Annotated in this window: 21 protein-coding genes and 3 pseudogenes; 12 read left to right on the plus strand and 12 right to left on the minus strand. The window is 58.6% G+C overall.

Annotated features, from left to right (window positions below):
- Positions 1–222: pseudogene (locus ACXJKO_RS08290) on the minus strand (hypothetical protein); the annotation flags it as partial.
- Positions 223–787: 565 nt separating this feature from the next.
- On the opposite strand from ACXJKO_RS08290, the gene ACXJKO_RS08295 reads away from it, so the two are divergent.
- Positions 788–997, plus strand: coding sequence for a cold-shock protein (locus ACXJKO_RS08295; protein ID WP_457090615.1), 210 nt, complete (start codon positions 788–790; stop codon positions 995–997).
- On the opposite strand, the gene ACXJKO_RS08300 is transcribed toward ACXJKO_RS08295, so the two are convergent.
- The 3 genes and pseudogenes from ACXJKO_RS08300 to ACXJKO_RS08310 form a co-directional block, all read right to left on the minus strand.
- Positions 998–1540: a hypothetical protein gene (locus tag ACXJKO_RS08300; protein ID WP_457090616.1), complete on the minus strand. Its 543-nt coding sequence runs from the start codon at positions 1538–1540 to the stop codon at positions 998–1000.
- Positions 1541–1652: 112 nt separating this feature from the next.
- A complete protein-coding gene (locus ACXJKO_RS08305; protein WP_457090617.1) occupies positions 1653–1850 on the minus strand; it encodes a hypothetical protein in 198 nt (65 codons plus the stop codon).
- 142 nt (positions 1851–1992) lie between these two features.
- Positions 1993–2701: pseudogene (locus ACXJKO_RS08310) on the minus strand (IS6 family transposase).
- A 255-nt stretch (positions 2702–2956) separates the two neighbouring features.
- Here ACXJKO_RS08310 and ACXJKO_RS08315 point away from each other — a divergent pair.
- The 3 genes from ACXJKO_RS08315 (at position 2957) to ACXJKO_RS08325 (ending at position 5246) form a co-directional block, all read left to right on the plus strand.
- A complete protein-coding gene (locus ACXJKO_RS08315) occupies positions 2957–3115 on the plus strand; it encodes a DUF1127 domain-containing protein (protein ID WP_457090618.1) in 159 nt (52 codons plus the stop codon).
- Positions 3116–3377: 262 nt separating this feature from the next.
- Positions 3378–4712, plus strand: a complete 1335-nt coding sequence (locus tag ACXJKO_RS08320) for a replication-associated recombination protein A (RefSeq protein ID WP_457090619.1) — start codon at positions 3378–3380, stop codon at positions 4710–4712.
- A gap of 69 nt (positions 4713–4781) precedes the next feature.
- Positions 4782–5246 (plus strand): hypothetical protein, encoded by a 465-nt coding sequence (locus ACXJKO_RS08325; protein ID WP_457090620.1) that lies wholly within the window; start codon positions 4782–4784, stop codon positions 5244–5246.
- Here the strand turns inward: ACXJKO_RS08325 and ACXJKO_RS08330 are convergent.
- Positions 5243–5578, minus strand: a complete 336-nt coding sequence (locus ACXJKO_RS08330) for a hypothetical protein (RefSeq protein ID WP_457090621.1) — start codon at positions 5576–5578, stop codon at positions 5243–5245. The genes ACXJKO_RS08325 and ACXJKO_RS08330 overlap by 4 nt on opposite strands.
- Before the next feature lie 265 nt (positions 5579–5843).
- On the opposite strand from ACXJKO_RS08330, the gene ACXJKO_RS08335 reads away from it, so the two are divergent.
- Entirely contained in the window at positions 5844–6545 is a 702-nt protein-coding gene (locus tag ACXJKO_RS08335) for an IS6 family transposase (protein WP_457090622.1), read from the plus strand.
- A gap of 181 nt (positions 6546–6726) precedes the next feature.
- On the opposite strand, the gene ACXJKO_RS08340 is transcribed toward ACXJKO_RS08335, so the two are convergent.
- The 7 genes from ACXJKO_RS08340 to ACXJKO_RS08370 form a co-directional block, all read right to left on the minus strand.
- A complete protein-coding gene (locus ACXJKO_RS08340) occupies positions 6727–6966 on the minus strand; it encodes a DUF551 domain-containing protein (RefSeq protein ID WP_457090623.1) in 240 nt (79 codons plus the stop codon).
- Positions 6967–7669: 703 nt separating this feature from the next.
- The gene (locus tag ACXJKO_RS08345) at positions 7670–7993 is read right to left on the minus strand and encodes an EthD family reductase (protein ID WP_457090624.1); all 324 of its coding nucleotides are present in this window, start codon (positions 7991–7993) and stop codon (positions 7670–7672) included.
- A 14-nt stretch (positions 7994–8007) separates the two neighbouring features.
- Positions 8008–8943, minus strand: coding sequence for a 2-hydroxyacid dehydrogenase (locus ACXJKO_RS08350; protein ID WP_457090625.1), 936 nt, complete (start codon positions 8941–8943; stop codon positions 8008–8010).
- A gap of 19 nt (positions 8944–8962) precedes the next feature.
- Positions 8963–9676: an amino acid ABC transporter ATP-binding protein gene (locus tag ACXJKO_RS08355; RefSeq protein WP_457090663.1), complete on the minus strand. Its 714-nt coding sequence runs from the start codon at positions 9674–9676 to the stop codon at positions 8963–8965.
- A 98-nt stretch (positions 9677–9774) separates the two neighbouring features.
- Entirely contained in the window at positions 9775–10578 is an 804-nt protein-coding gene (locus ACXJKO_RS08360) for a transporter substrate-binding domain-containing protein (protein ID WP_457090626.1), read from the minus strand.
- A gap of 51 nt (positions 10579–10629) precedes the next feature.
- A complete protein-coding gene (locus ACXJKO_RS08365) occupies positions 10630–11286 on the minus strand; it encodes an amino acid ABC transporter permease (RefSeq protein ID WP_457090664.1) in 657 nt (218 codons plus the stop codon).
- A 17-nt stretch (positions 11287–11303) separates the two neighbouring features.
- Complete coding sequence (locus tag ACXJKO_RS08370; protein WP_457090627.1) at positions 11304–11972, minus strand: amino acid ABC transporter permease; 669 nt, start codon at positions 11970–11972, stop codon at positions 11304–11306.
- Between the two features lie 509 nt (positions 11973–12481).
- Between ACXJKO_RS08370 and ACXJKO_RS08375 the strand changes: the two genes are divergently transcribed.
- The 7 genes and pseudogenes from ACXJKO_RS08375 (at position 12482) to ACXJKO_RS08405 (ending at position 20890) form a co-directional block, all read left to right on the plus strand.
- Positions 12482–13516: a LacI family DNA-binding transcriptional regulator gene (locus ACXJKO_RS08375; protein WP_457090628.1), complete on the plus strand. Its 1035-nt coding sequence runs from the start codon at positions 12482–12484 to the stop codon at positions 13514–13516.
- Between the two features lie 113 nt (positions 13517–13629).
- On the plus strand, positions 13630–15240 hold the full coding sequence (locus tag ACXJKO_RS08380) for an acyl CoA:acetate/3-ketoacid CoA transferase (protein WP_457090629.1): 1611 nt from the start codon (positions 13630–13632) through the stop codon (positions 15238–15240).
- Positions 15237–16016 (plus strand): enoyl-CoA hydratase/isomerase family protein, encoded by a 780-nt coding sequence (locus tag ACXJKO_RS08385; RefSeq protein ID WP_457090630.1) that lies wholly within the window; start codon positions 15237–15239, stop codon positions 16014–16016. The genes ACXJKO_RS08380 and ACXJKO_RS08385 overlap by 4 nt, the downstream gene beginning before the upstream one ends.
- A 75-nt stretch (positions 16017–16091) precedes the next feature.
- On the plus strand, positions 16092–18179 hold the full coding sequence (locus ACXJKO_RS08390) for an FAD-binding protein (RefSeq protein ID WP_457090631.1): 2088 nt from the start codon (positions 16092–16094) through the stop codon (positions 18177–18179).
- A 265-nt stretch (positions 18180–18444) separates the two neighbouring features.
- The gene (locus tag ACXJKO_RS08395) at positions 18445–19581 is read left to right on the plus strand and encodes an acyl-CoA dehydrogenase family protein (RefSeq protein ID WP_457090665.1); all 1137 of its coding nucleotides are present in this window, start codon (positions 18445–18447) and stop codon (positions 19579–19581) included.
- Positions 19582–20070: 489 nt separating this feature from the next.
- Positions 20071–20358, plus strand: a pseudogene (locus ACXJKO_RS08400) (ATP-dependent helicase); the annotation flags it as partial.
- A 181-nt stretch (positions 20359–20539) separates the two neighbouring features.
- Positions 20540–20890, plus strand: a complete 351-nt coding sequence (locus ACXJKO_RS08405; RefSeq protein ID WP_457090632.1) for a hypothetical protein — start codon at positions 20540–20542, stop codon at positions 20888–20890.
- The last annotated feature ends 204 nt before the right edge of the window (positions 20891–21094 follow it).

The raw sequence follows: 21094 nt of genomic DNA on the forward strand, positions 1-21094 counted from the left end.
CCAGTACGAACTCACCCCAGTGCTGTAGTTCATGTTCACCAGAAGGTTCTTGCAGCCCTCGATCACAAGTCCTGCATGAACCAGCTTGGTACACTCGCCGGCGACAGTGACCATCTGGACGTTCTTGTTGGGTTCGGCTTTCTTCTTCGACTTCGCCTGAGGAGCGGCTTCCACGCTGATCGTGGCTGCAAAGAAGAGTGCAATCGCGAGAGACAGCTTCATAGCATGCCTCCATCATAGCTCGGGTTTGACTATAAACCTGCCGCCCCAGCGTTGTCGATCGAACTCGCGCTATACTCGCCTTCAGGTCAGATTTTGAGACTCTCCTCCCCTTGAAGAACGCCTGCATTGCCCGCGTAAGCGGACATCGGAGCTTCTTCCGTGATGTGCCCGTAAATCGCGGCGTGAGATTGCAAACCCGCCAAATTTCGCCGAACAAACATTTTGACAAGAAGTCTGTGAAAGGCAGGCTGAGTACGGCCGCATGCTGTACTTGGTGGCGGCATTGCCTCGGCAGTACAACATGAAGCATCGCCCCTCGGTCGGCGATCAGGTCAGATACCCCCTTCCCAAGATCCCACCACGACGGCTCCAGTGGGATCGGCTCAATTCCACCATGAAGCTCTTTATACGGCGAAATGCCTTCGGAATAACTTGAGGAATATCGTGTCGACGATGCTTGCCAACTCTTGGTACCGCAACTAGCCTTCCTCCGCTGGGGACAGGGCGACAACGGCAGAATGGCAAAACGATACCATTCGCCAATGGAGAGGGAGTCCAGACGACAATGGCAACGGGTACTGTGAAATGGTTCAACGAGACCAAAGGTTACGGCTTCATCCAGCCGGACACCGGCGGCAAAGACGTTTTCGTGCACATCAGCGCGGTTGAACGAGCAGGTCTGCGTGGCCTTGCTGAAGGTCAGAAGGTCTCCTATGAGGTTGAGGCGGACCGCCGCTCCGGTAAAGAATCGGCCGTGGATCTGAAGACGGCCTAATCAGAGCCGCATACCCTCAATCAGGCCGCTCCGTGGAGGGCCGACTGCCCCACAGCAGAGTTGAGCGCTCGTCGGGCCCTCCGGTGCTGACGGTAGCTCGGCCAGTGCCATGGAGCGGCTTTGAAAAGCAGGGTCTGCCGTGACCTCCGGGCCAAACCAGGCCAGCGGCTGAAACGTTCGCGCTGTCGTGTCGTGCTGGAACGCAATGCTGATCAGATCAAGCGGCGCCGGGGCGATGAAGCGCTGGAGGGTCGTGGTGTGAGCGCCAATATTCACGCTGATGCTCAGATGCTCAGTCCGCCCGATGGTCAGTTCCAGCAGAGCCTCGGCCTGAGAGCGGGGGATGGGCGTGGCCTGCTCGACAGGGCCATTCGGGTGGTGAGTGACCAGAATAAGCTGACCTGTCTCACCCTCCACCTGCACACGGGCGCCCCGCTCCGGGCGGTCCGGGAAGTAGCCCTGCCGGACAAGGTGACCTCCCCTCTCCCTCTCGATCAACCGAGCCAGGACGGGGGCAAGCAGAAAGACACGGGTGGTGCTCATCGCGTGTTGGCCTTCCACAATAGGTGATGCTGGTGTGAGCCAGCCCCTCTCAAGCTAGGGTGTAAGGACGAGCCAGGGAAGAGAGTTCGGCACCATTCCTGCAAACATTGGCTCATTGGCTCTGATCGAGTGGACAGATCCTGACGGTTAGGCCGCCATTGCCGGCGCAAGAAGCCATTTTACTTGGGCGCCAGGGTTCTCCATCCGGCCCCACGAGCCCCTCCGCCTGTAGCTTCAGCAGATGCGCAACCACGTTCCGTTCGGCCGCACGCCTGAGCCAGGGACGCGTCTTCGAGTAGAGCCGATCCACCAGGGATGCGTCGCAAATTTGGAGCTGGGACGCGAAGACGGCTGAGGTCTCGTCTAAGTTCAGCCAACGAGCAGAGCGAACTGTTCTGCAGACACCGTCAATTTAACGAGCTGAAGGCAAAGCGCCTCACTCGGGCGGCAGTTCAGAAGCCCACTGCAATGCACGTCACCTCGGCCCAAGCCGTGAAGGCTCGGGCGCGGGACTGGCGCTGATCAGTGGCGGTGGTGTTGGCAGGACGGCGGAAGTGATTGGCAACTTGGTCATGAACCGAAAGAAAACGTTGAGCCTGCCCGGCTGACTTAAACTTTTTCATGATGCGCTCACGTCGTCGGGTCGGCTGATGAGAGTTCTCCGCTCGATTGTTGAGCCCTTTATGTTGCCAGTGCTCGACGCTGGGCATCACGGCCCTCTTCGCGGCAGCATAGCTGGCCAGTTTGTCCGTGATCATCACCCGAGGTGGACGGCACTGACGTTTCAGAAGCTTTCTAAGCAGACGCTTGGCGGCTTTCGCATTGCGGCGGCTCTGAACCAAGATGTCGAGCACGTTCCCATGTTGATCCACGGCGCGCCAGAGCCAATGTTTCCGGCCCGCAGCTCATGACAACCTCATCGAGGTGCCACTTGTCTCCCGGTGCCGGAAGACGCCTGCGGATCTGGTTCGCAAAGCCCTGGCCGAACTTCATCGCCCATTGCCGCACGATCTCATGACTGACCTCGATGCCGCGGGCTGCCAGCATCTCCTCCACCATGCGCAGGCTCAAAGGGAAACGGAAGTACAGCCACACGGCATAGCTGATCACCTCAGCCGGAAAGCGATGGCGGGCATAGCGAGGATCACGTGTCGGTTTCATCCCTCACGTATGGCTCCATGTGGTCACCGCCGCGCTAACCAGACGATGCCCTCTGTGTGCCACTTGAAAGGGGGCCGGAGCGAGGTCAGTTGGTCGCTGCCCATGGCGATACGGCTACGGTCGGCATGCGCACAAAGCATAACTCCCTTACATTAGAACCACTCCCGAATAAGGGGCTGAATATCCATATAAGTTCCATCACAGACAACCAGAAATTCCTCGATAGTCGAGGCAGTTAGCACCTAAAGGCATGGCATGTTCGTAACTTACATCCTCTCCCAAATCCGCGCGTATCTGCGTTATCGCGAGACGGTTCGTGAGCTGTCGCAGCTCAATGATCGTGAGCTCAGCGATCTTGGCATTGTGCGGTCCGACATTCACACCGTCGCGCGCGCTTCTGCTGCTGCAGCCTAACTCGCTTCAGCTTCGCAGAAGATGCTCAGCCCGCCCTTCGGCGGGCTTTCGCATGTCTTGGACTCGCGAAAAAGAACAGAACGCTGAAGCTTTGTTCCGGCAAATTCATGTGTGTGCAATTCGCTACCCTAAACCCGTTCGACTCTCGTGTGCCCTCCGCTGGTCTTCACGTGCTAAAGAAGCCCAGAAACGCTCATTCGGGCTTCTCTGAACCCTTCTCCGCTCAAGTACCCAAGTCCCTGATCATTCAAAGCCTCGATCCATGATGAAAGCCGACCTCTTCTCCAAGGCCCAGGAGCAGCGTCCCAAGCCGCTCGCCGCCGAGATCCGCCCGCAAACGCTCGACGAGCTCATTGGGCAGCAGCACATCCTGGGGCCGAACGGGCCCTTGCGGCGGCGCGTCCGGGCCGGTCGTCTCGGCACAGTCATTCTCTTCGGGCCTCCAGGTGTTGGTAAAACCACGATTGCCCGCGCTATCGGCCTGGAGATGAAGAAGGAGTTTCGATCGCTTCACCCGGCCAACAGCAACGTCTCTGACATCAAGGCTGTGGCTCAGGAGGCTCAGGCCAAGGACATTCTGGTATTCATTGACGAGATCCACCGCTTCAGCAGTGCGCAACAGGACTATCTCCTCGATCTCACCGAAACCGGCACCTTCGATCTGATTGCTGCAACAACCGGAAATCCCTATCACGTTCTCACCCCGGCTCTTGTCTCCCGCGCATCCATTTTCCAGCTGGAGCCGCACTCACTAGACGACTTGCGGCAGGTCGTGGAGCGCGCGGTCGCCTTTCTCATGAGCCACAAGGATTTGAACGTCAGCCTTGATGACGATGCCATGAAGCAGCTCATCGGACGGGCAGGAGGTGACGCCCGCCGTGTCTTGAACGCCCTTGAGACACTGGTGCTCGGCTCCGAACCCAGTTCAGCTATCTCGATCACGGGAGCCCTGGTGGATGAGGTCTACCAAGCCTCGCCCCTGCCGTTTGATCGTAAAGGCGACTATCACTACGACACGATCTCCGCCTTCATCAAATCGATGCGCGGCTCGGATCCGGACGCCACCCTCTATTGGCTGGCCCGCCTGATCCATTCCGGTGAGGATCCTCGCTTCATCGCCCGTCGCATTCTCATCCATGCTTCCGAGGATGTGGGCCTTGCTGACAACACAGCCCTTCAGACCGCAGCCGCGGCTCTTACAGCCGTGCAGCATGTCGGCTACCCGGAAGCCCAGATCGTTCTGGCGCATGCAGCCTTGCACATCGCCCGGGCACCGAAATCCAACTCGGTCTGCCGCGGCATCGGTGCGGCAATGGCTTATGTCAAATCGCAGCCCATGATCCCGGTGCCCCCGCACCTGCGGGACGGGCATTATGCCGGAGCGGCCAAACTGGGACACGTCGGCTACCGGTTTCCCCATGATGATCCGCGTGGCTGGGTTGAGCAGACCTACGCACCCGGGATCCAGCCCGGCCAGTTCTACCAGAGCGATGGCCGCGGCAGTCAATCGTTCGAGGCACGAGCTGATGCCTGGTGGGAGCGCGTTACCGGTCAGCTGCAGCCACAGCAATGGCAGGAAGTGCCCGGCAGCAGTTGAGGGGAAAGTCGGAATGGAGCCACTTCCGCCCCTGCATGGGAGGAGGATACGATCCACAGGCGGAAAGTAATGAACACTGCACCGTTTGAAATCATTCCGGCCTGGCGGATCGCACGGTTGAGGACGGCCTTGCGCGATGCGGAACAGCGTGGCGCAAACCCGGATGATGAAGGTCACGATCTCCCCCACCGCGCCCTGCAGCGTCGCTTTGCTCTGGCCCGGGGACGCACGAAACGTCAGCCGGAACGGGCCTCCAAGCCAAAGACCACGCGAAAAGGCCGCAGCTTTCCGCACCTGAAACTGGTCATCATCTGGCGCGCTATCCTGAGCTGTCGCTCCTCGGCTTGGAGGCAGGGCGATGCGGCGCCGTTTGGCAGCATTCGCAAGGCGCACGATCAGGCTGTTGCTGCGTGCCGCGCCGCCGGCCTTGCACCACCGCGCTATCGCACCGTCTATGTCCTGTGGCATCGCGGCGTACCATCGGCGGACGTCGTTGCCGCGTTGCGAGGCGAACGTCAAAATTCGACGGGTTAACAAACGGGCGGCTTGTGCCGGTCCCGAGACCGCTCGCCGTGCACCACTCGTTCGATCTCCTCACCGCCAGCGCCGACTGCTCCCGCAGGATCGATCGGTGTTTCCAGTTTCTCCGGAGCGACCGCGAACAGTGGGCTGTTGCGCTTTGATGGGAGAGCAAAGTGCGCCAGCAGCGCGAGTGGGGCCATGCTGGGCATCACCGTTGCAAGCGCCGTCAAGGGATCGCGGAGGAGCAGAGCTGCAACGGCGGTTCCAGAGAGTCCAACGCCCATCTGCAGAAAGCCGGCCAGAGCCGAGGCCGCCCTCCCCGCGAGTTCATGAGTGGCGAACACGCACTGGCACGAACCGGTTCCCGTGACAGAAATCGTAGCAACCCGAGCGCTCAATTCGAATGAGGTCAACTGATTGCTCGGCTGTCAGTCCTTCAACGGCTGGAACCTAAAGCCAAGCCTCACGTTCAGATCCTTATCTGACACTACCGGACGCGGGGATCCCAACCGATGCAACGCTGGCCTGAGCGCCTCTGGATCGTCCGCCATGGCGAGGGTGTTGTCACATTAACCCGAGTGTGAGAGCGAGGCATGTAGATGGACCGGCATGATCAAGTCCGTCAGCTACAAACGCCACCGCTTTCCACCCGAGATTATTGCCCATGCGGTCTGGCTCTACTTCAGGTTCCCATTGAGCCTGCGGCTGGTCGAGGAGATGTTGCTCGAGCGCGGCGTCGTTGTCTCCTACGAGACCGTCCGCCGATGGGCGCTGAAGTTCGGGCCGGCGTACGCTCGCCGCCTCAGGCGCAAGACGCCAAGCCGTCGCGACGTGTGGCACTTGGATGAGGTCGTGGTCACGATCTCTGGCCAGAAGCACTGGTTGTGGCGGGCGCTGGATCAGGACGGCTATGTGCTCGATGAGATTGTCCAGGGCCGCCGCAACACCAAGGCGGCCAAGCGCTTGCTGAAGCGTCTCTTGCGCAAGCAGGGCTGCCCACCCCGGCGGATGATCACCGACAAGCTCGGCTCTTATGCTGCCGCCCGGCGTCAGGTCATGCCGTCGGTCGAACACCGCTCACACAAGGGGCTTAACAACCGAGCGGAAAATTCGCATCTGCCGTTCCGCCGACGAGAGCGGGTGATGCAAGGCTTTCGATCGCCCAGGTACCTGCAGCGGTTCGTCAATGCATTCTCGGCCGTCCGCAATCTTTTCGTTCCACCCCGCTCCCACCGCTCCGCCCCTGCCACCCATCTCCACCGCCTCAACGCCATGGCGGAATGGAAGTCTGCGGCCAGCGTCGCCGCTTGAAGCTGCCATGCGGCCGAAATTGTCTCAATGCGCCCGATGCTGGTTAACGTGACAACACCGATCGCGCTCGATCATCAGCGAGTAGAAGCGCCGGATCCCCTGCTCCGGGGTGATCCGGTGCAGGACGAGGTGGTGCTTGATCGGGGAGCGCAGTTCGTCAGGCACCAGCGATTCCGTTCCCTCACTGGGAGACGAGCGTCAGCGGAGGTGGAGGCAATGGCATCCAGTGCGTCGCCTCACAGGGAACTCCGCCAGCAGTCCGCCATCCGGTGTCATCCCAGTAGCCCTCAAAGACATCGCTGGAGGCGATCGGAGGCTCTTCAGGGACGCTGGCAGAGGGGTGCGGAGCCTTGGGCTGATCGTCCGTGGATCTCTCATCTTCTGCGGTGATCCCTAGCTCATCTCTGTCTGGCGAACTCATCGCCTCTGGTTCTCCCGCGACGTTGATGCCATCTCGGCAAACTGATCGATCACGTTCTTGATCAACTGCTGGGCGAACACCTCGGGGGGCATAAGCCCAATCAGCACATCATACATGACCTAGCCCCGCCTCTTCGCGAGCTTGATCATCCGTCCGACGGCGCGATCGTTCAAATCCAGGAGGAGCCGGCCTGTTTCGCATGGCGCGGTGGCAATGTCCTGCCAGCCTGTCATTGAACCCTCTGGATCGTCCAATCACTGCGTCGTGTTGGGCAATTAGGGCATCGTCACCGCCGGGCGATGACGACCTCACGACTTCCGGCGTAATGTGGCCTTCACTGCCCGGTATTGCGCAGGATCCGAGCCGCACCTGGCGAGCGGCTTGCTGCAGCACCAGGACAAGGAGCTAGTGGACGAGAATTACAATCTCGCCAGCAGCCTGGAAGTTGCTGACGTGTTTGGTGGCTGGATCGACACTATCGCAGGGGTCTGAGGCAGGAAACGCAAGGGAGTTCCACTGCCTGTTCAAAATGTCCGCAATGCCCCCGTAAACCCGACCAAGGCCTCAGGTCCGGAAAGTGCCATTTTCTGACCTTTGGGAGTTAGTGGCGTTGACGCCTCAAATACTTGTCCGGTCTTGATAATGCTACTGGATCGGCAATCTTCGGATCGATGTCGGAGTGTTGCCAGTGACTGTAAGGAGGTCAGCTAGGCGCGAGCTCAAGGACGTGGTGATGGATACGGCCATCGAACATCGCGAGTAGACCTTTGGTAACTTCACGGCTTTCATAACGCACTGGTGACTCAAGTGCGGTGGCCAGGGCCTCGCGGCTTTCGTACATCGTGGAGAGCACCATGGCATATGGCGGCGCGCCAGCGTCGCGTTCGAGGGCGTATAGCACCCGCACTTCCTTAACGCCGGGAAACTGGCGCCACATTGGCATCAGTTTTTCGGCGACATAATGCCTGAAGGCTTCTTCTCTTCCGGTATGGATTGTTCCCTCGAAGAGAGCTTGCCGGATAATCATGGCTCACGCCTTTCTCAGTTCACTGTGGTCGGCGGCTTGGTGCCGGCGAAATGTGCAGCCACATTGGTGAGTACAAGCTCGCCCATGGCGATGCGGGTCTCCATCGTGGCACTCGCCTGATGCGGCATCAGCACTGTGTTTGGTGCGGTGAAGAACTCTCGACGAATGTGCGGTTCGTTGACGAACACGTCGAGCCCGGCGCCAGCGATCGTGCCATCTTTCAACGCCGCGAGCAGCGAATCCTCATCGACCACCGAGCCGCGGGCGACGTTAATTAGATAGCCGGTCTTGCCGAGCGCCTTCAGCACGTCCGCGTTGACGATGTTCTGGGTGGCAGCACTCGCCGCAACGGTCAGCACCAATATGTCGCTGTCTTCTGCGAGTGCCACCGGCGACGCACAGCATTTCCAGCTTACGTCGGTGATCGGCGAGCGGTTCCAGTAGCGAGGGATCATACCCAAGGCCTCGGCTCGCCGGCCAAACGCCTTTCCGATCTGGCCGAGCCCAAGAATGCCGACCCGTTTACCCTTGGGGCTGGTCCCGAGAGGGAATGGCTCCCTGCCCCACCTGTCCTCGCGCACGAAGGTATTCCCCTTAGCGACGTGTCGCAGTAGGGCAAGTGTCAGGGCGATCCCGAGGTCCGCGACGTCGTCAGTTAGGACTCCCGGGGTCGTCGTGACGTCGATACCATGGCTGCGGGCGAAACTAAGATCGACCTTGTCCGTACCGACTCCGTTGATGGCGATGACGCCGAGCGACGGTAACTTTTCCATCCATTCGTTGGAAAGCCCCGTTCCGCCGCCGGTTATGACCGCACGGATGTTCGGCAACGCTGCCTCCAGTTCAGCCTTACCGGCGGGATCGTACAGCCGGTGCACCGTGTAGGCGGCATCCAGCCGATCCTCGATCAGTTTTATCAGGGGCTCGACGAGAAGGACTTGAGCTTGCACAATGGACCTCCATAGATTTTTAAGAGATCTGCCCGAGGAACGTCTTCAGGCGATCGTTGCGAGGATTTCCGAAGAATTCGGTCGGGGTGCCCGTTTCCAAGATTTCACCGCGGTCCATGAAGATCACCCGGTCGGCAACCTGGCGTGCAAAGCCCATTTCGTGCGTCACGCAGAGCATGGTCATGCCTTCCTTGGCGAGATCGATCATCGTGTCGAGGACTTCCTTCACCATTTCCGGATCGAGAGCCGAAGTCGGCTCATCAAACAACATGATCTTCGGGTTCATGCAGAGCGCCCGGGCGATGGCAACACGCTGCTGCTGACCACCGGAAAGCTGGGCCGGATACTTGCCTGCCTGTTCGGGGATATGGACCCGCTCGAGATACCTGCGTGCAGTCTTCTCGGCCTCTGCTTTAGCGATGCCCCGCACCTTCATCGGTGCGAGTGTGCAGTTCTCAAGCACAGTCATATGGGGAAACAGGTTAAACTGCTGGAAGACCATCCCCGTCTCCTGCCGGATTAGTTCGACATTCTTGCCGCCGGCGGTGAGATCATGGCCATCGACGACGATCTTACCTTTCTGGATGGTCTCGAGTTGGTTGATGCACCGGATCATCGTGGATTTTCCTGATCCGGACGGGCCACAAATCACGATCCGCTCGCCACGGGTGACTGAGAGGTTGATATCTTTGAGAGCATGGAAGGAGCTGTACCATTTGTTGACGTCTTCCATTCTGACTATCAGGTCAGAAGCTCCCCGCACTCCTGTTGCAGATGCGCTTGCGTTGGTCCCATTCATGCGGAGAACTCCCTTTTCTGCATCTTCTGACGTTAATTCTTGGCTTCTTTCACGAACTGCGGAAGCGGCGAACCAAGCCACTTCTGGTGAATCGCCTCAAGCTGGCCGTCGGCCATGTGCTTGGTGATGAAGGCGTTGAGGGCTGCTTGAAGCTCGGGCGTGTTTTTGCGGATCGCGATGCCCTGCAGTTGCTGATTGAAGATGAACTTCTGGTCGTACCGTCCCGGCGCTGCCTTCTCGATCTGTGAAAAGACGACGTTGGACACACCCATCAGCTCGACCTGTCCTGACAGGAGAGCCTGAACAGCACTGGCGTCGTCATCGAAGCGCTGGATCGCCGTGTTGGGCGGCGCAATCTTCGTCATGGCAGTATCCTGGGTGCTGGCGCGTGCGACAGCGACCCTCTTGCCAGCAAGGTCTTCAGCCTTCGTGACATTGACTCCCTTCGCGCCGAACACGCCAATCGCAATGCCAGCATAGGGCTGGGAATAGTCGACGGTCTTCTTCCGTTCTTCCGTGATACCGAGGCCAGCAATGAGGATGTCGACTTGGCCGCTTTGGAGATACGGGATGCGGTTCGGGCCACTGACCGGAACGATCTGCACCTTCACGCCCCACTCCTTGCCGAGAAGCTTGGCAACGTCGGCGTCATAGCCGTCCGGCTCGTTGTTGGCATTCATGAGACCGAAGGGCGGGAAATCGACCAGCATGCCGACCTTAATCGTCCCAGCTTTCTTGATATCGTCGACTGTTTGCGCTGCAGCCGATGAGGCCATCGCGCCAACCATCAGTCCTGCCCCAATCGCGGCCATCATCATGCGTCTCGAGATATTCATGTTCCTACCCTTTCAGTTATGCCGGGTTATCTCCCTCCGGCGCGGGTCCGATCAACGTGCTGTTGCTCGGGAGAATTGCCGTTCCAAGCGTCCCGCGAGCAGAGAGAGCGGCCAGCAGAGAACGAAGTAGACCGCAGCCACCGTGGTGAAGACCAGGAATGGGCTGAAGGTTGCGTTATTGATGATCTGCCCCTGGCGGGTCAGCTCGGTAAATCCAATGATTGCAGCAAGTGAAGTGCCCTTTATCAACTGTACGAAGAAACCGACCGTCGGCGCGACAGCGATCTTCGAGGCTTGCGGCAGGATCACATAGCGCATGCGGTTATAATATCGCAGCCCAAGCGCTGTTGCGGCCTCGCGCTGTCCGGACGGTACAGCTTCGATACAGCCGCGCCAGATTTCACCGAGAAACGCACTAGCGTGGAGGGTGAAGGCGATTGCGGCGGCGAACCATGGATTGATGCCGAAGCCAAGGATGTTCAGACCGAAGAAGACCAGAAAGAGCTGCATCAGGAGAGGGGTTCCTTGAAACAGACGAATGAAGCCTTTCGCGATCATTCGCGGGATCTTCGTGTCCGAAACCCGGACGAGGGCGATGAGAAGGCCGCCTACCCCGCCGCAAGCCAAGGCGATCGCAGACAGCGCGATCGTCCACTGCGCCGCGAGCACGATAGTCCAGAATTCGGGGAAGCCGAAGGGTCTGATCATGGGCATGGTCGGTTTCCTTATCGGCTAAGCGGGTATTTGAACGCGGCCTTCTCGATCACCGAGAAGATTGCAGAGAAACCTATCGACATCGCGAGATAGATGAGGGTCACGATGGTATAGGTTTCGAAGCTTGCGAACGTCGACGACTGCAGGTCGTTGCCCGCTGCGGCGAGGTCGTCGGCCGAGATGGCCGAGACCACGCTCGAAGTCAGCATCAGGTAGATAAACTGGCTGGTCAGGGCCGGGTACACGGTCCGCAATGCGGGCTTCATAATGATATATCTGAAGACCTGAAGCTTGGAGAGACCCAGCGCCGTTCCTGCTTCAACCTGCCCCTTGTGGATAGCTTCAATGCCGGCACGTATGATTTCCGTGCCGTAGGCGCCGAAATTCACAACCAACGCAAGGAGCGCCGCGCCATTCGGCGTTAGTCGAAGCCCCAGGGAAGGCAGGCCAAAGAAGATAAAGAAGATCTGAACGAGAAACGGCGTGTTTCTTATTATCTCGATGTAGGCGTTTATTGCCCATCGAAGCGGGACGACATTAGAGGTCTTCGCGGCTGCGCAAATGATGGAAACGATGAGACCGAGAAGCATCGCCGCGCACGAAAGCTGGATGGTCAGCCAGGCTCCGTAGAGCAGCTTCTCGAGGCCCGCAAACACAGGCTCGAAGTTCAATACGTACAATGTACCCTCCCGGCCTTATTCGCCAGCGTCGTGCTCGCTCAAAATAAGCCAGGCCCGCGCCAGACGTTACAGTTTCGCTTCTACTAGAGTAAAAGCTGCGATCAATCCTCGGGCGGCACTTCCCCACCGGCGCTGGAACCGAGCGGATCCCGAGTATCGGGATGTCAACTAGCGGCGCTATTCGCCTGCTAAAACGGCATGCCTCCAGTAAAGACCCTTGCAACTTCCTCCAAATCGCCACCGAATTAATAATTTGGAACGTTCTAAATGACAAGCGGGAATTTTGGGAGGCTCTCTTTTTCTCAGAAGATTGCTCGACGAGTTGATCCAGGATCCAACCCATTGTTTAATAAGGCGAATATTTAAAAAAAGGGTGAAGGTTTTTGACTTCAATACCGTAAGATCAGTACCGTAAGATCAGTACCGTAAGAGTGATCCGCCTTATGAACTCTCTTGACAAAATTGGATCGTTCCAACAATTTCAGCGTGAGGTTGGGAAGGAGGACACAATGACAAGGTCACGAGTGACCGTCGTGGACATCGCGAAAGCTGCGGGCGTGTCCAAATCGACGGTATCACTGGTACTGCAGGGATCCCCTCTCGTTAAAACAGCCACTCGTGCCAAGGTTACCGAGGCGATGAACGAGCTTGGGTATGTCTATAACCGCGGGGCGGCAAACCTCCGTCAGACGACAACCCGATCCGGCATCATCGGCGTAGTCGTCAACGATCTTACAAACAGTTTCTACGCAGAACTTGCCGTAGGCGTAGATATGGTGATTCAGTCTGCGGGTTTTGTGCAATTCCTTTCAAATACAAGCGAGAGTATTGACCGCCAACGTGAAGTCGTGGCCTCGATGCGCGAGCATGGAATATCGGGTTTACTCGTCTCCCCCGCCCGAGCGACGGACCCAGCAGACTTCAAGCCATTGATCGCTGCTGGAATACCCGTCGTCGTCGTTGTGCGGAGTTTGCCTGGCGCGAAAGTCTCATCAATCGTTGCCGATAACTCGAACGGCGTCGCGGAAGCCGTCCGCCATTTAATATCACTCGGGCATAGCCGTATCGCGTTCCTCGGCGGCTTTCCGGATACCGCTGTGTTCTATGAGCGACTAACGGGATACAAGGCGGCGGTCACATCCAAGGGGCTCCCTTATGATGAGGAACTTATCTTTCCCGGGGCACCCTCGCGAGCAGGCGGTTTCGAGGCGATAGGCCGGGCTCTATCGGTCAGCAATCGCCCAACGGCTGCGGTATGCTTCAACGACGCCGTGGCATTTGGCGTGTGTGATGGACTACGGGTACGGCGCCTTGAACCGGGGCAGGATTTCGCAGTCGTTGGCTTCGATGATGTTATCGAGGCCCGAACAGCAGTTCCCGCACTCACAACGATCTCAGTTGATCCACAAGCCATGGGACGACGGGCTGCGCAACTGCTGCTGAAGCAGATCAGCGCGGGGAAGCCCGAAGCCGAGAATGTTGTGACTTCAGTCCGGCTCGTAGTTCGCGAGAGCTGCGGAGCAAAGCAAATAGTCTGGGCATAGACCCACCAGATTTCCCCCGCGCGACAGATCGGGATCCCGTCCCACCGGCTGGTCCCGAATGATCCGCGCTGGATATCCAACCAACCTGAATTTTATGACAGGACGTTACGGAAATGAGCAAGCACATTACGCCGGCGGAAGCCGCCAAACTGATCCCGGATGGAGCGATTGTTTCGGTGTCCTCATCGAGTGGCCTCGGTTGCCCCGATCTCATGCTCAAAGCGATTGGCGATAGGTTCGACGCTACCGGGCATCCGCAGAACATCACCACCCTGCATCCTATCGCAGCTGGCGACATGAGTGGGATCAAAGGGGTCGACTACATCGCCAAAAAGGGCTTGCTGAGCAAGATCATGGGTGGATCCTACCCGTCTGGCCCGTCCAGCGCGGAACCTCCCCTAATCTGGCAAATGATCACTGCCAACGAAATCCCGGCCTACAACATACCCTCAGGGATTCTTTTCGACATGCATCGCGAGGCCGCAGCGAAGCGGCCGGGCGTCATCACGAAGGTAGGCATCGACACGTTTGCCGACCCGACGCGGCAGGGCTGCGCGATGAATGAAGCGGCTTCTGCGGAGCCTGTGGTCAAGAGGATCTCGTTCGAGGGCGAAAACTACCTCTATTTCCCTGCGATTGCCCCTCAGGTGGCCATCGTCCGCGCCACCACGGCGGACGAGCGCGGCAACCTGACCTATGAGCACGAAGGGGCCTATTTGGGCGGATTGGATCAAGCCCTGGCCGCGAGGAACAATGGTGGGATCGTTATCGCGCAGGTAAAACGCATCACTAAGCAAGGCAGCCTCAAACCCCATGACGTGCGTATTCCCGGTATGCTGGTCGACTACATCATCGTCGATCCCGACCAGAAGCAGACCACGCAGACCCTGTACGATCCAGCCATCTCCGGCGAGATCTTCCGGCCGATCGATACTTTCCGAGTCCCGGAATTCAACATCCAGAAGGTCATTGCCCGCCGCGTCGCCCAGGAGCTTCAGGCCGGAAGCTGTGTGAATCTCGGCTTCGGCATCTCCGCCAACGTGCCTCGCATTCTCCTCGAAGAGGGCTTGCACGGCGCCGTGACATGGGTAATTGAGCAAGGTGCCGTTGGTGGGGTGCCGCTCCTCGATTTCGCGTTCGGCTGCGCCTCCAATGCGGACGCCTTCATGCCGTCTCCATATCAGTTCACCTACTTCCAGGGCGCTGGCTTCGACGCCTCCCTGCTGTCTTTCCTCGAAATTGGAAGAGACGGCTCAGTCAACGTCTCCAAATTGTCGTTCCGTCCTCACGTGACAGCTGGCGCCGGCGGTTTCGTCGATATCACAGCCCACGCCAGGAAAATCGTCTTCTCGGGCATGTTCAATGCCGGAGCTAAGCTGGGTATCGCCGACGGCAAGCTCGTCATCGAGATGGAAGGCAAGCTCAAGAAGCTGGTCAACGAAGTCGAGCACGTAACGTTCTCGGGCAAGCGCGCTGTGGAGCAGGGGCAGGATATCACCTATGTCACTGAGCGATGCGTCATGAATCTGACTCCGAAAGGCATCGTGCTCACAGAGATTGCCCCTGGCGTGGATCTCAAGACGCACATCCTGGATCAATCCGAGTTCCCTCTCATCGTCGCGGATGATCTGAAGGAAATGGACGCAAAGCTCTTCAAGGAGCCGAACATTGGCCTGTCACTGCCCGAGAGAGGCATCCGAATTCTGAAGGGAGCGAACCAATGACCAGCGGAACTGTAAAGATCGATGTCGACCGGCACGTCGCCACGATGACTGTGGCGCGACCAGAGAAATTGAACGCTCTCGATCTTGGCATGCTCAAGGCTCTCGAAGATGCAGCCGATGCCGTTGAGGCCAATCCTGATGTGCGGGTCGCGATACTAACCGGAGAAGGAAAGGGCTTCTCCGCGGGTGGCGACATCAAGGCTTGGGCTGGCATGCAGCCGCAGGAGTTCGGTCACGCCTGGGTGCGGCACGGCCATCGCGTCTTCGAGAGATTGGCAACTCTCCGCGTTCCCCTGATCGCCGCTCTTAACGGGCATGCGCTCGGCGGGGGGCTCGAACTGGCGGGAGTCGCCGACCTTCGGATTGCCGAACAGCACATCAAGATCGGATTGCCGGAAACTGGCCTTGGCATGGTTCCCGGGTGGTCGGGCACCCAGCGGCTCGTTAAGCGCTTCGGTGCACAGGCGGTCCGCAGGATGGCGCTCGGAGGCGAGATCTTCAGCGCCGAGGAAGCCATGCGGCTCGGGATCATCGATGCGGTAACTCCAACCGGCAATTCCGTCGCTGCAGCGAAGGAGTACGCAGCTCGGGTAGCAACGAGAGGCCCTGCGGCGATCGAGATTGTGAAGCTGATGATAGCGTCGGCGAGTGGCGAGGACAACGGGACAGCCGTCGAAGCACTTGGGTCGATCCTCGCCGCGAAGACGGGTGACCTCAAGGAAGGGGTAAACTCGTTCATAGAGAAACGACCCGCTAAGTTCGAAGGTACTTGGTAAGCGCCGTTTCATCATATCGCCGGGGCGGCGATGACCAATCGCACGGTACCGCCTTCTCATAGGATTTGAGATCTCATGACTATCGATGTTCCGCAACACATTCTGGACGCTCTGACGGATGTGGACATGCCCAAGCTGTCTCCTGAAGTCGTGTCGTCGGAAATAGTCCGGCTAGCAGGTATTGATGTGCCGCTCTACAGAGCTGGTTGCATAGTCGTAGGCTCCGGAGCTGCTGGCCTGCGAGCCGCCGTGGAGATGAAGCGCCGAGGCGATGACGTCGTCATCATGAGCCAGAGTGCGTGGGGTGGAACATCCGCCTGCTCGGGTTCGGACAAGCAGACACTGCATACGGCAAACACCGCCGACCAGGGCGACAATTTCAAGGCGATGGCTAGGGCGATCCGGGCAGGCGGCGCTATGGATGAGGACACGGCCTACGTCGAGGCCGTGGGATCCGCGCGCATGATGGCCTCACTGCAGTTCCTTGGTTTGCCGCTTCCCCAGGATTCGCTTGGGGGCACGCTGAGATACCAGACCGACCATGACGAGGTCGGACGCGCTACGAGTTGCGGTCCGCGCACGTCGCGCCTGATGGTCAAGGTGTTGGCCGAAGAAGCGATCCGTCTCGACATCCCATTCTACAACCAGACGACCGCTGTGAAGATCCTGACAGATGGCGAAGGTGATGGCCGTCGCGTTGTCGGCGTCATTGCGATGCGCGCGAACGACCGGACCGACGCAAACTCCCTGGGGATCGTCCTGTTCGCTTGTTCGGTGATCGTACTCGCGGCGGGCGGACCCGGTGAACTTTACCGCGACAGCGTGTATCCATATGGCTGCTTTGGATCCCTAGGCTTGGCCCTTGAGGCGGGGGTCGAACTGGTAAATCTCACCGAAAGCCAGTTCGGCATCGGGACACGCCGCGAGGGCTTCCCGTGGAATTTGTCCGGCACCTACGTTCAGGCCATCCCACATCTCTATTCCATCGACGCAGACGGGACCGAGCACCACTTCCTCGCCCAGTATTACAGGACGACGCAGGAGGTGGCCTCGAACATCTTCCGTAAAGGCTACCAGTGGCCCTTCCACTCCACACGAATGCTGAATTTCGGTTCAAGCCTCGTCGACCTCGCGATCTATCGTGAGAATGCCCAAGGTCGTCGCGTATACATGGACTTCAACCGCAATCCGCTGCCCGTGCCTGGTGACCAGCCCTTCAGCCTTGCGCGCTTAGATGATGACGTGAAGCGATACCTGAGAAACGCCGGCGCAGGTCAAGAAATGCCGATCCAGCGTCTTCGGCACATGAACCCGCTCGCGATCGAGCTCTACCGTCGATACAAGATCGATATTGCAGCGGAGCCGCTGGAGTTCGCCGTAAACAACCAACATATGAATGGCGGCATTAGGGTCGACACCTGGGGACGTAGCAATCTCGCGGGATGCTACGCGATCGGGGAAGCTGCGGGGACCCATGGCGTGACGCGGCCAGGGGGAGCAGCCCTCAATGCTGGCCAAGTATTCGGGACGCGCGTTGGAGAGCATATTGCAGCAAGCGGGAGGGCTAAAACCGTTCCGGCTGGCGCCATTAAGACCGAAGCCGAGCGTGCTGTCATCGAATTGCTTAGAGTATTGAGGCCTGATAGCCCCCTAACTGTGAAGTCGGTTCGGTCTGATGTCCAGGCTCGGATGAGCGACAAGGCGGGTCTGATCTGCGATGGCAAGAGTGTGACCGAAGCGCTTTCCGAGGCGCGTCGACTAAATGATCAGATAAGGCAGACAGGGATCGCCTATGAACGTGCCGCGGAGGCAGGGCGTGCAATCCAGTGGCAACAAATGGCACTGGCATCCGAAGCGGTGCTTTCCGCGCTGGACTACTTCATTCAGAATGGTGGGGGAAGTCGCGGCGCGCGCGCCATATGTGATCCTGCTGGAGAATCGTTGCCCGTGACGAGAACTGGTCCGCTTGAAGAATATCGCTTCCGGAAGGAGCGAGATGACCATAGAAACGAGCAGATTGTCGTCAAATTGGAGAGTACCGCGATGAGGATCTCAACCTGCCCAAATCGGAAGTTTGACGAGAGCGCCAAGTCATTTTTCGAGCGGGACTGGCCTGCGTGGCTTACCGGAAGCATCTTTGACTTTCCTGCTTCCAGGTCTTGAGCAAACATTATGAAGATCACCGCAGAAGGATTTTGCAATTGGCGAAGCGATGCTGGAGTTGGCGCCAATTGGTGACCACCTTTATCGTCAAGGCTTTGCAGGTGATACGTTCAATACGGTACGGTCGCCGATCCGTTCTACCTTAGCGCCCGATCGGAAGCAGATCTTGCGTTCAACCCAATGGAGCGCGGTTTCAAGCTTACATCGAGACACATGGCATCACAGGCCATAAAGGGACACTCATGCTTMCAATACCCAAAACGATCTGGAAACGTACCAGCAAATCCAAACCATGGCGCGAAAATTCGCTGATGACGTCATCCGTCCGGTTGCTGAAAAGCTTGACTACGATGAAAGCTTTCCCAGCGACATCTACCAACAGATGGGCGAGCTTGGTCTTTTCGGTATCACCGTCCCTGATTCTCTTGGGGGAGTAGGTTTAGACAGCTACGCCTACGCCATCGTTATGGAAGAGCTCTCGCGAGGCTACGCATCGATTGCAGATCAATGCGGATTGGTAGAGTTAATCGGGACGCTCCTGACGCGGTATGGCACTCCGGAACAGCAAAAATCCTGGATCCCTGATGTCGTCTCGGCTCGTAAGAAAGTGGCCTATTGCATTACTGAGGCTGAGGCTGGCTCGGACGTCTCCGGTATCAAGACAACGGCTATCCGGCACGGCCAGGGTTGGAAACTCAATGGTGGAAAGATTTGGATCCACAATGCCCCAGTGGCCGACGTAGGCTTTGTTCTTGCTCGAACAGATCCTGGTGCGGGAAAGCGTGGTATGTCGATATTCATCGTTCCGCTCGACGCACCGGGGATTAGTCGAGGTCCGAAGGAACACAAGATGGGCCAGCGCGCGAGTCAGGTTGGTGCGTTACAATTCGATGACGTTGACTTGCCCCAAGATTCTCTCCTGGGCCAGGAGGGCCGCGGCTTTCACATGATGATGAGCGTACTCGAAAAGGGCCGAGTTGGTATAGGTGCCCTCGCTGTCGGCATTGCACAAGCTGGGCTTGAAGCTGCCCTTGAGTATGCGCAGACTCGCAAGCAGTTCGGTCAGGAGATCGCTGCCAATCAAGGTGTCCAGTGGATGCTGGCCGATATGGCCAAAGAGATTACGGCAGCCCGTGGACTTGTTCATCGCGCTGCTATCATGATTGATAATGGAGAGCCAGCGAATGCTGCCTGCTCAATGGCGAAGTGTTTTGCGGGTGACATGGCGGTTACGCAGACCGCGAACGCTGTGCAAATATTCGGGGGAAGCGGCTACATCCGAGGCTTCGAGGTAGAACGCCTCTATCGCGATGCCAAAATCTGCCAAATCTATGAGGGAACACAGCAGATCCAGCGCACTGTTATTGCGCGTGAACTCTTGAAGCATGGGGCCCGCATATGAATGGGTTTTCGGCAGTAGACCGGGGTTCCAGCTCTCGTTGTCAGGACTGCGGGCGGTGACCACTTGGTTCATGGAATCGCGCTGTATGGCAGGCGCGAGGCCGAGCTCTCAGCCATCAAGGCGGTGGCGGCTGCCTGAGGAGGGATGTCAGGCAGGGACGGATATGACCTTGACGGCCGCCGCTTGGGAGCCGCTGGCATCATCCCCGCGATCGGGATTGTGCTGTTCACGAACCATCCGACCTAGATCGGCGAGAGTCTGCACCGGGTCAAATTATAACGTAGAGTGACCTCAATGAAGGTCTGCTGATGCCGCTGATGCGGAAATCCCGATAAGGTCCGCCTCGTGCCGATACTGTTGAAAAAGTCCTCGTGATTGGCGGCGGATCGTGATTCCCTGATGAGGCATTCTCAGCGGAGGATCGCGGCATGATGGGCGAGCGTCTCGTGATGCAGGAGAGCCTGTTCTACGAGTTCCGGCTTGAGGATCACGTTCCCTCCGATCACCTGGGAGCGCCGGCTGCTGTACGTGGCCATGACCCGGGCCAAGGACCACCTTCATCTCATCGTGCCGCAGCGGTTCTTCACGCATCAGCAATCCGCCACGGGCGATCGCCATGTTTATGCCGCCCGCACCCGCTTCATCCCCAGTGCGCTCCTGAAGCTGTTCGAGCGGGTGTCATGGCCCGTGGCTGTGTCGGATCCGGCAAGTTCACCTGCCACGACAAAAGGCGTTCGCGTTGATGTCGGCGCGAAGATGCGCGGTATGTGGCGATAGCCAGGGCTGCCGAGGTGTATCCTCGCATAGCCGCCCGGGCACTCATGAGACAAACGGCAACGCCCGTGGACAGGCGACAGTCATCACCGTCCAAGATAGCAGATCGATTTTCTGCTTCAGATCGCGATCCACTCTGCTATCTTTGGCGCGGAGGCTAACGCTGACCGAGCGGAGGAATTTGATGCAAGTGCCGGCAATCGTGCTGATGGGCATTGTCCTGTCAGGCTGCGTTTCGTCACGCGAGCCGCCGTCCCAGCCCGTTCCGCCAGCCAATCTCGGGGCAACACAGCCAGCACCCCCCGTGTCCCCGGCCCCTCTCCCGGCCGGCCTTCCGCCAGGATACACCCGGCATATCACCTACAGGGATGGCAGGTTCACCCTGCCGGATGGCTCGACCGTGCCTGCCGCTTTTAATGGCGGATTCACGATCTCGACCGGGGCCTATATCCCACCCGACGGAGCAGGCGGGATCATCCTCCCCAATGGAGCGCGATGCATTTCGGACAGTGCACGGGGCTACTTCTGCCCCTGAGGCACTCCTCTTCGGTCGGTTGTTGCCTCCAAACCAGATGCCTAGATGAGCGCGTGCAGGAGCCCGTTCATCCACCGTCGATACTCCTTGGAACGGGGGAGGCTTCGCCGACGCCATTTGGCGTCAGAGTTGGTTCAGCAGTTCACCCTTCGATTAGCCGCTGGCTAGCCCGCATGGTTCTTCCGCCTTGAAGCGGGCCAGCCA

It is taken from the genome of Microvirga sp. P5_D2, assembly GCF_054049475.1.

Excerpts from the sequence above, each read along its gene's own strand:
- ACXJKO_RS08295 (WP_457090615.1), top strand. The coding sequence starts at position 788 with ATGGCAACGGGTACTGTGAAATGGTTCAACGAGACCAAAGGTTACGGC.
- ACXJKO_RS08300 (WP_457090616.1), bottom strand. The coding sequence starts at position 1,540 with ATGAGCACCACCCGTGTCTTTCTGCTTGCCCCCGTCCTGGCTCGGTTG.
- ACXJKO_RS08315 (WP_457090618.1), top strand. The coding sequence starts at position 2,957 with ATGTTCGTAACTTACATCCTCTCCCAAATCCGCGCGTATCTGCGTTAT.
- ACXJKO_RS08320 (WP_457090619.1), top strand. The coding sequence starts at position 3,378 with ATGATGAAAGCCGACCTCTTCTCCAAGGCCCAGGAGCAGCGTCCCAAG.
- ACXJKO_RS08325 (WP_457090620.1), top strand. The coding sequence starts at position 4,782 with ATGAACACTGCACCGTTTGAAATCATTCCGGCCTGGCGGATCGCACGG.
- ACXJKO_RS08335 (WP_457090622.1), top strand. The coding sequence starts at position 5,844 with ATGATCAAGTCCGTCAGCTACAAACGCCACCGCTTTCCACCCGAGATT.
- ACXJKO_RS08340 (WP_457090623.1), bottom strand. The coding sequence starts at position 6,966 with ATGAGTTCGCCAGACAGAGATGAGCTAGGGATCACCGCAGAAGATGAG.
- ACXJKO_RS08345 (WP_457090624.1), bottom strand. The coding sequence starts at position 7,993 with ATGATTATCCGGCAAGCTCTCTTCGAGGGAACAATCCATACCGGAAGA.
- ACXJKO_RS08355 (WP_457090663.1), bottom strand. The coding sequence starts at position 9,676 with ATGGAAGACGTCAACAAATGGTACAGCTCCTTCCATGCTCTCAAAGAT.
- ACXJKO_RS08360 (WP_457090626.1), bottom strand. The coding sequence starts at position 10,578 with ATGAATATCTCGAGACGCATGATGATGGCCGCGATTGGGGCAGGACTG.
- ACXJKO_RS08365 (WP_457090664.1), bottom strand. The coding sequence starts at position 11,286 with ATGATCAGACCCTTCGGCTTCCCCGAATTCTGGACTATCGTGCTCGCG.
- ACXJKO_RS08375 (WP_457090628.1), top strand. The coding sequence starts at position 12,482 with ATGACAAGGTCACGAGTGACCGTCGTGGACATCGCGAAAGCTGCGGGC.
- ACXJKO_RS08380 (WP_457090629.1), top strand. The coding sequence starts at position 13,630 with ATGAGCAAGCACATTACGCCGGCGGAAGCCGCCAAACTGATCCCGGAT.
- ACXJKO_RS08385 (WP_457090630.1), top strand. The coding sequence starts at position 15,237 with ATGACCAGCGGAACTGTAAAGATCGATGTCGACCGGCACGTCGCCACG.
- ACXJKO_RS08390 (WP_457090631.1), top strand. The coding sequence starts at position 16,092 with ATGACTATCGATGTTCCGCAACACATTCTGGACGCTCTGACGGATGTG.
- ACXJKO_RS08405 (WP_457090632.1), top strand. The coding sequence starts at position 20,540 with ATGCAAGTGCCGGCAATCGTGCTGATGGGCATTGTCCTGTCAGGCTGC.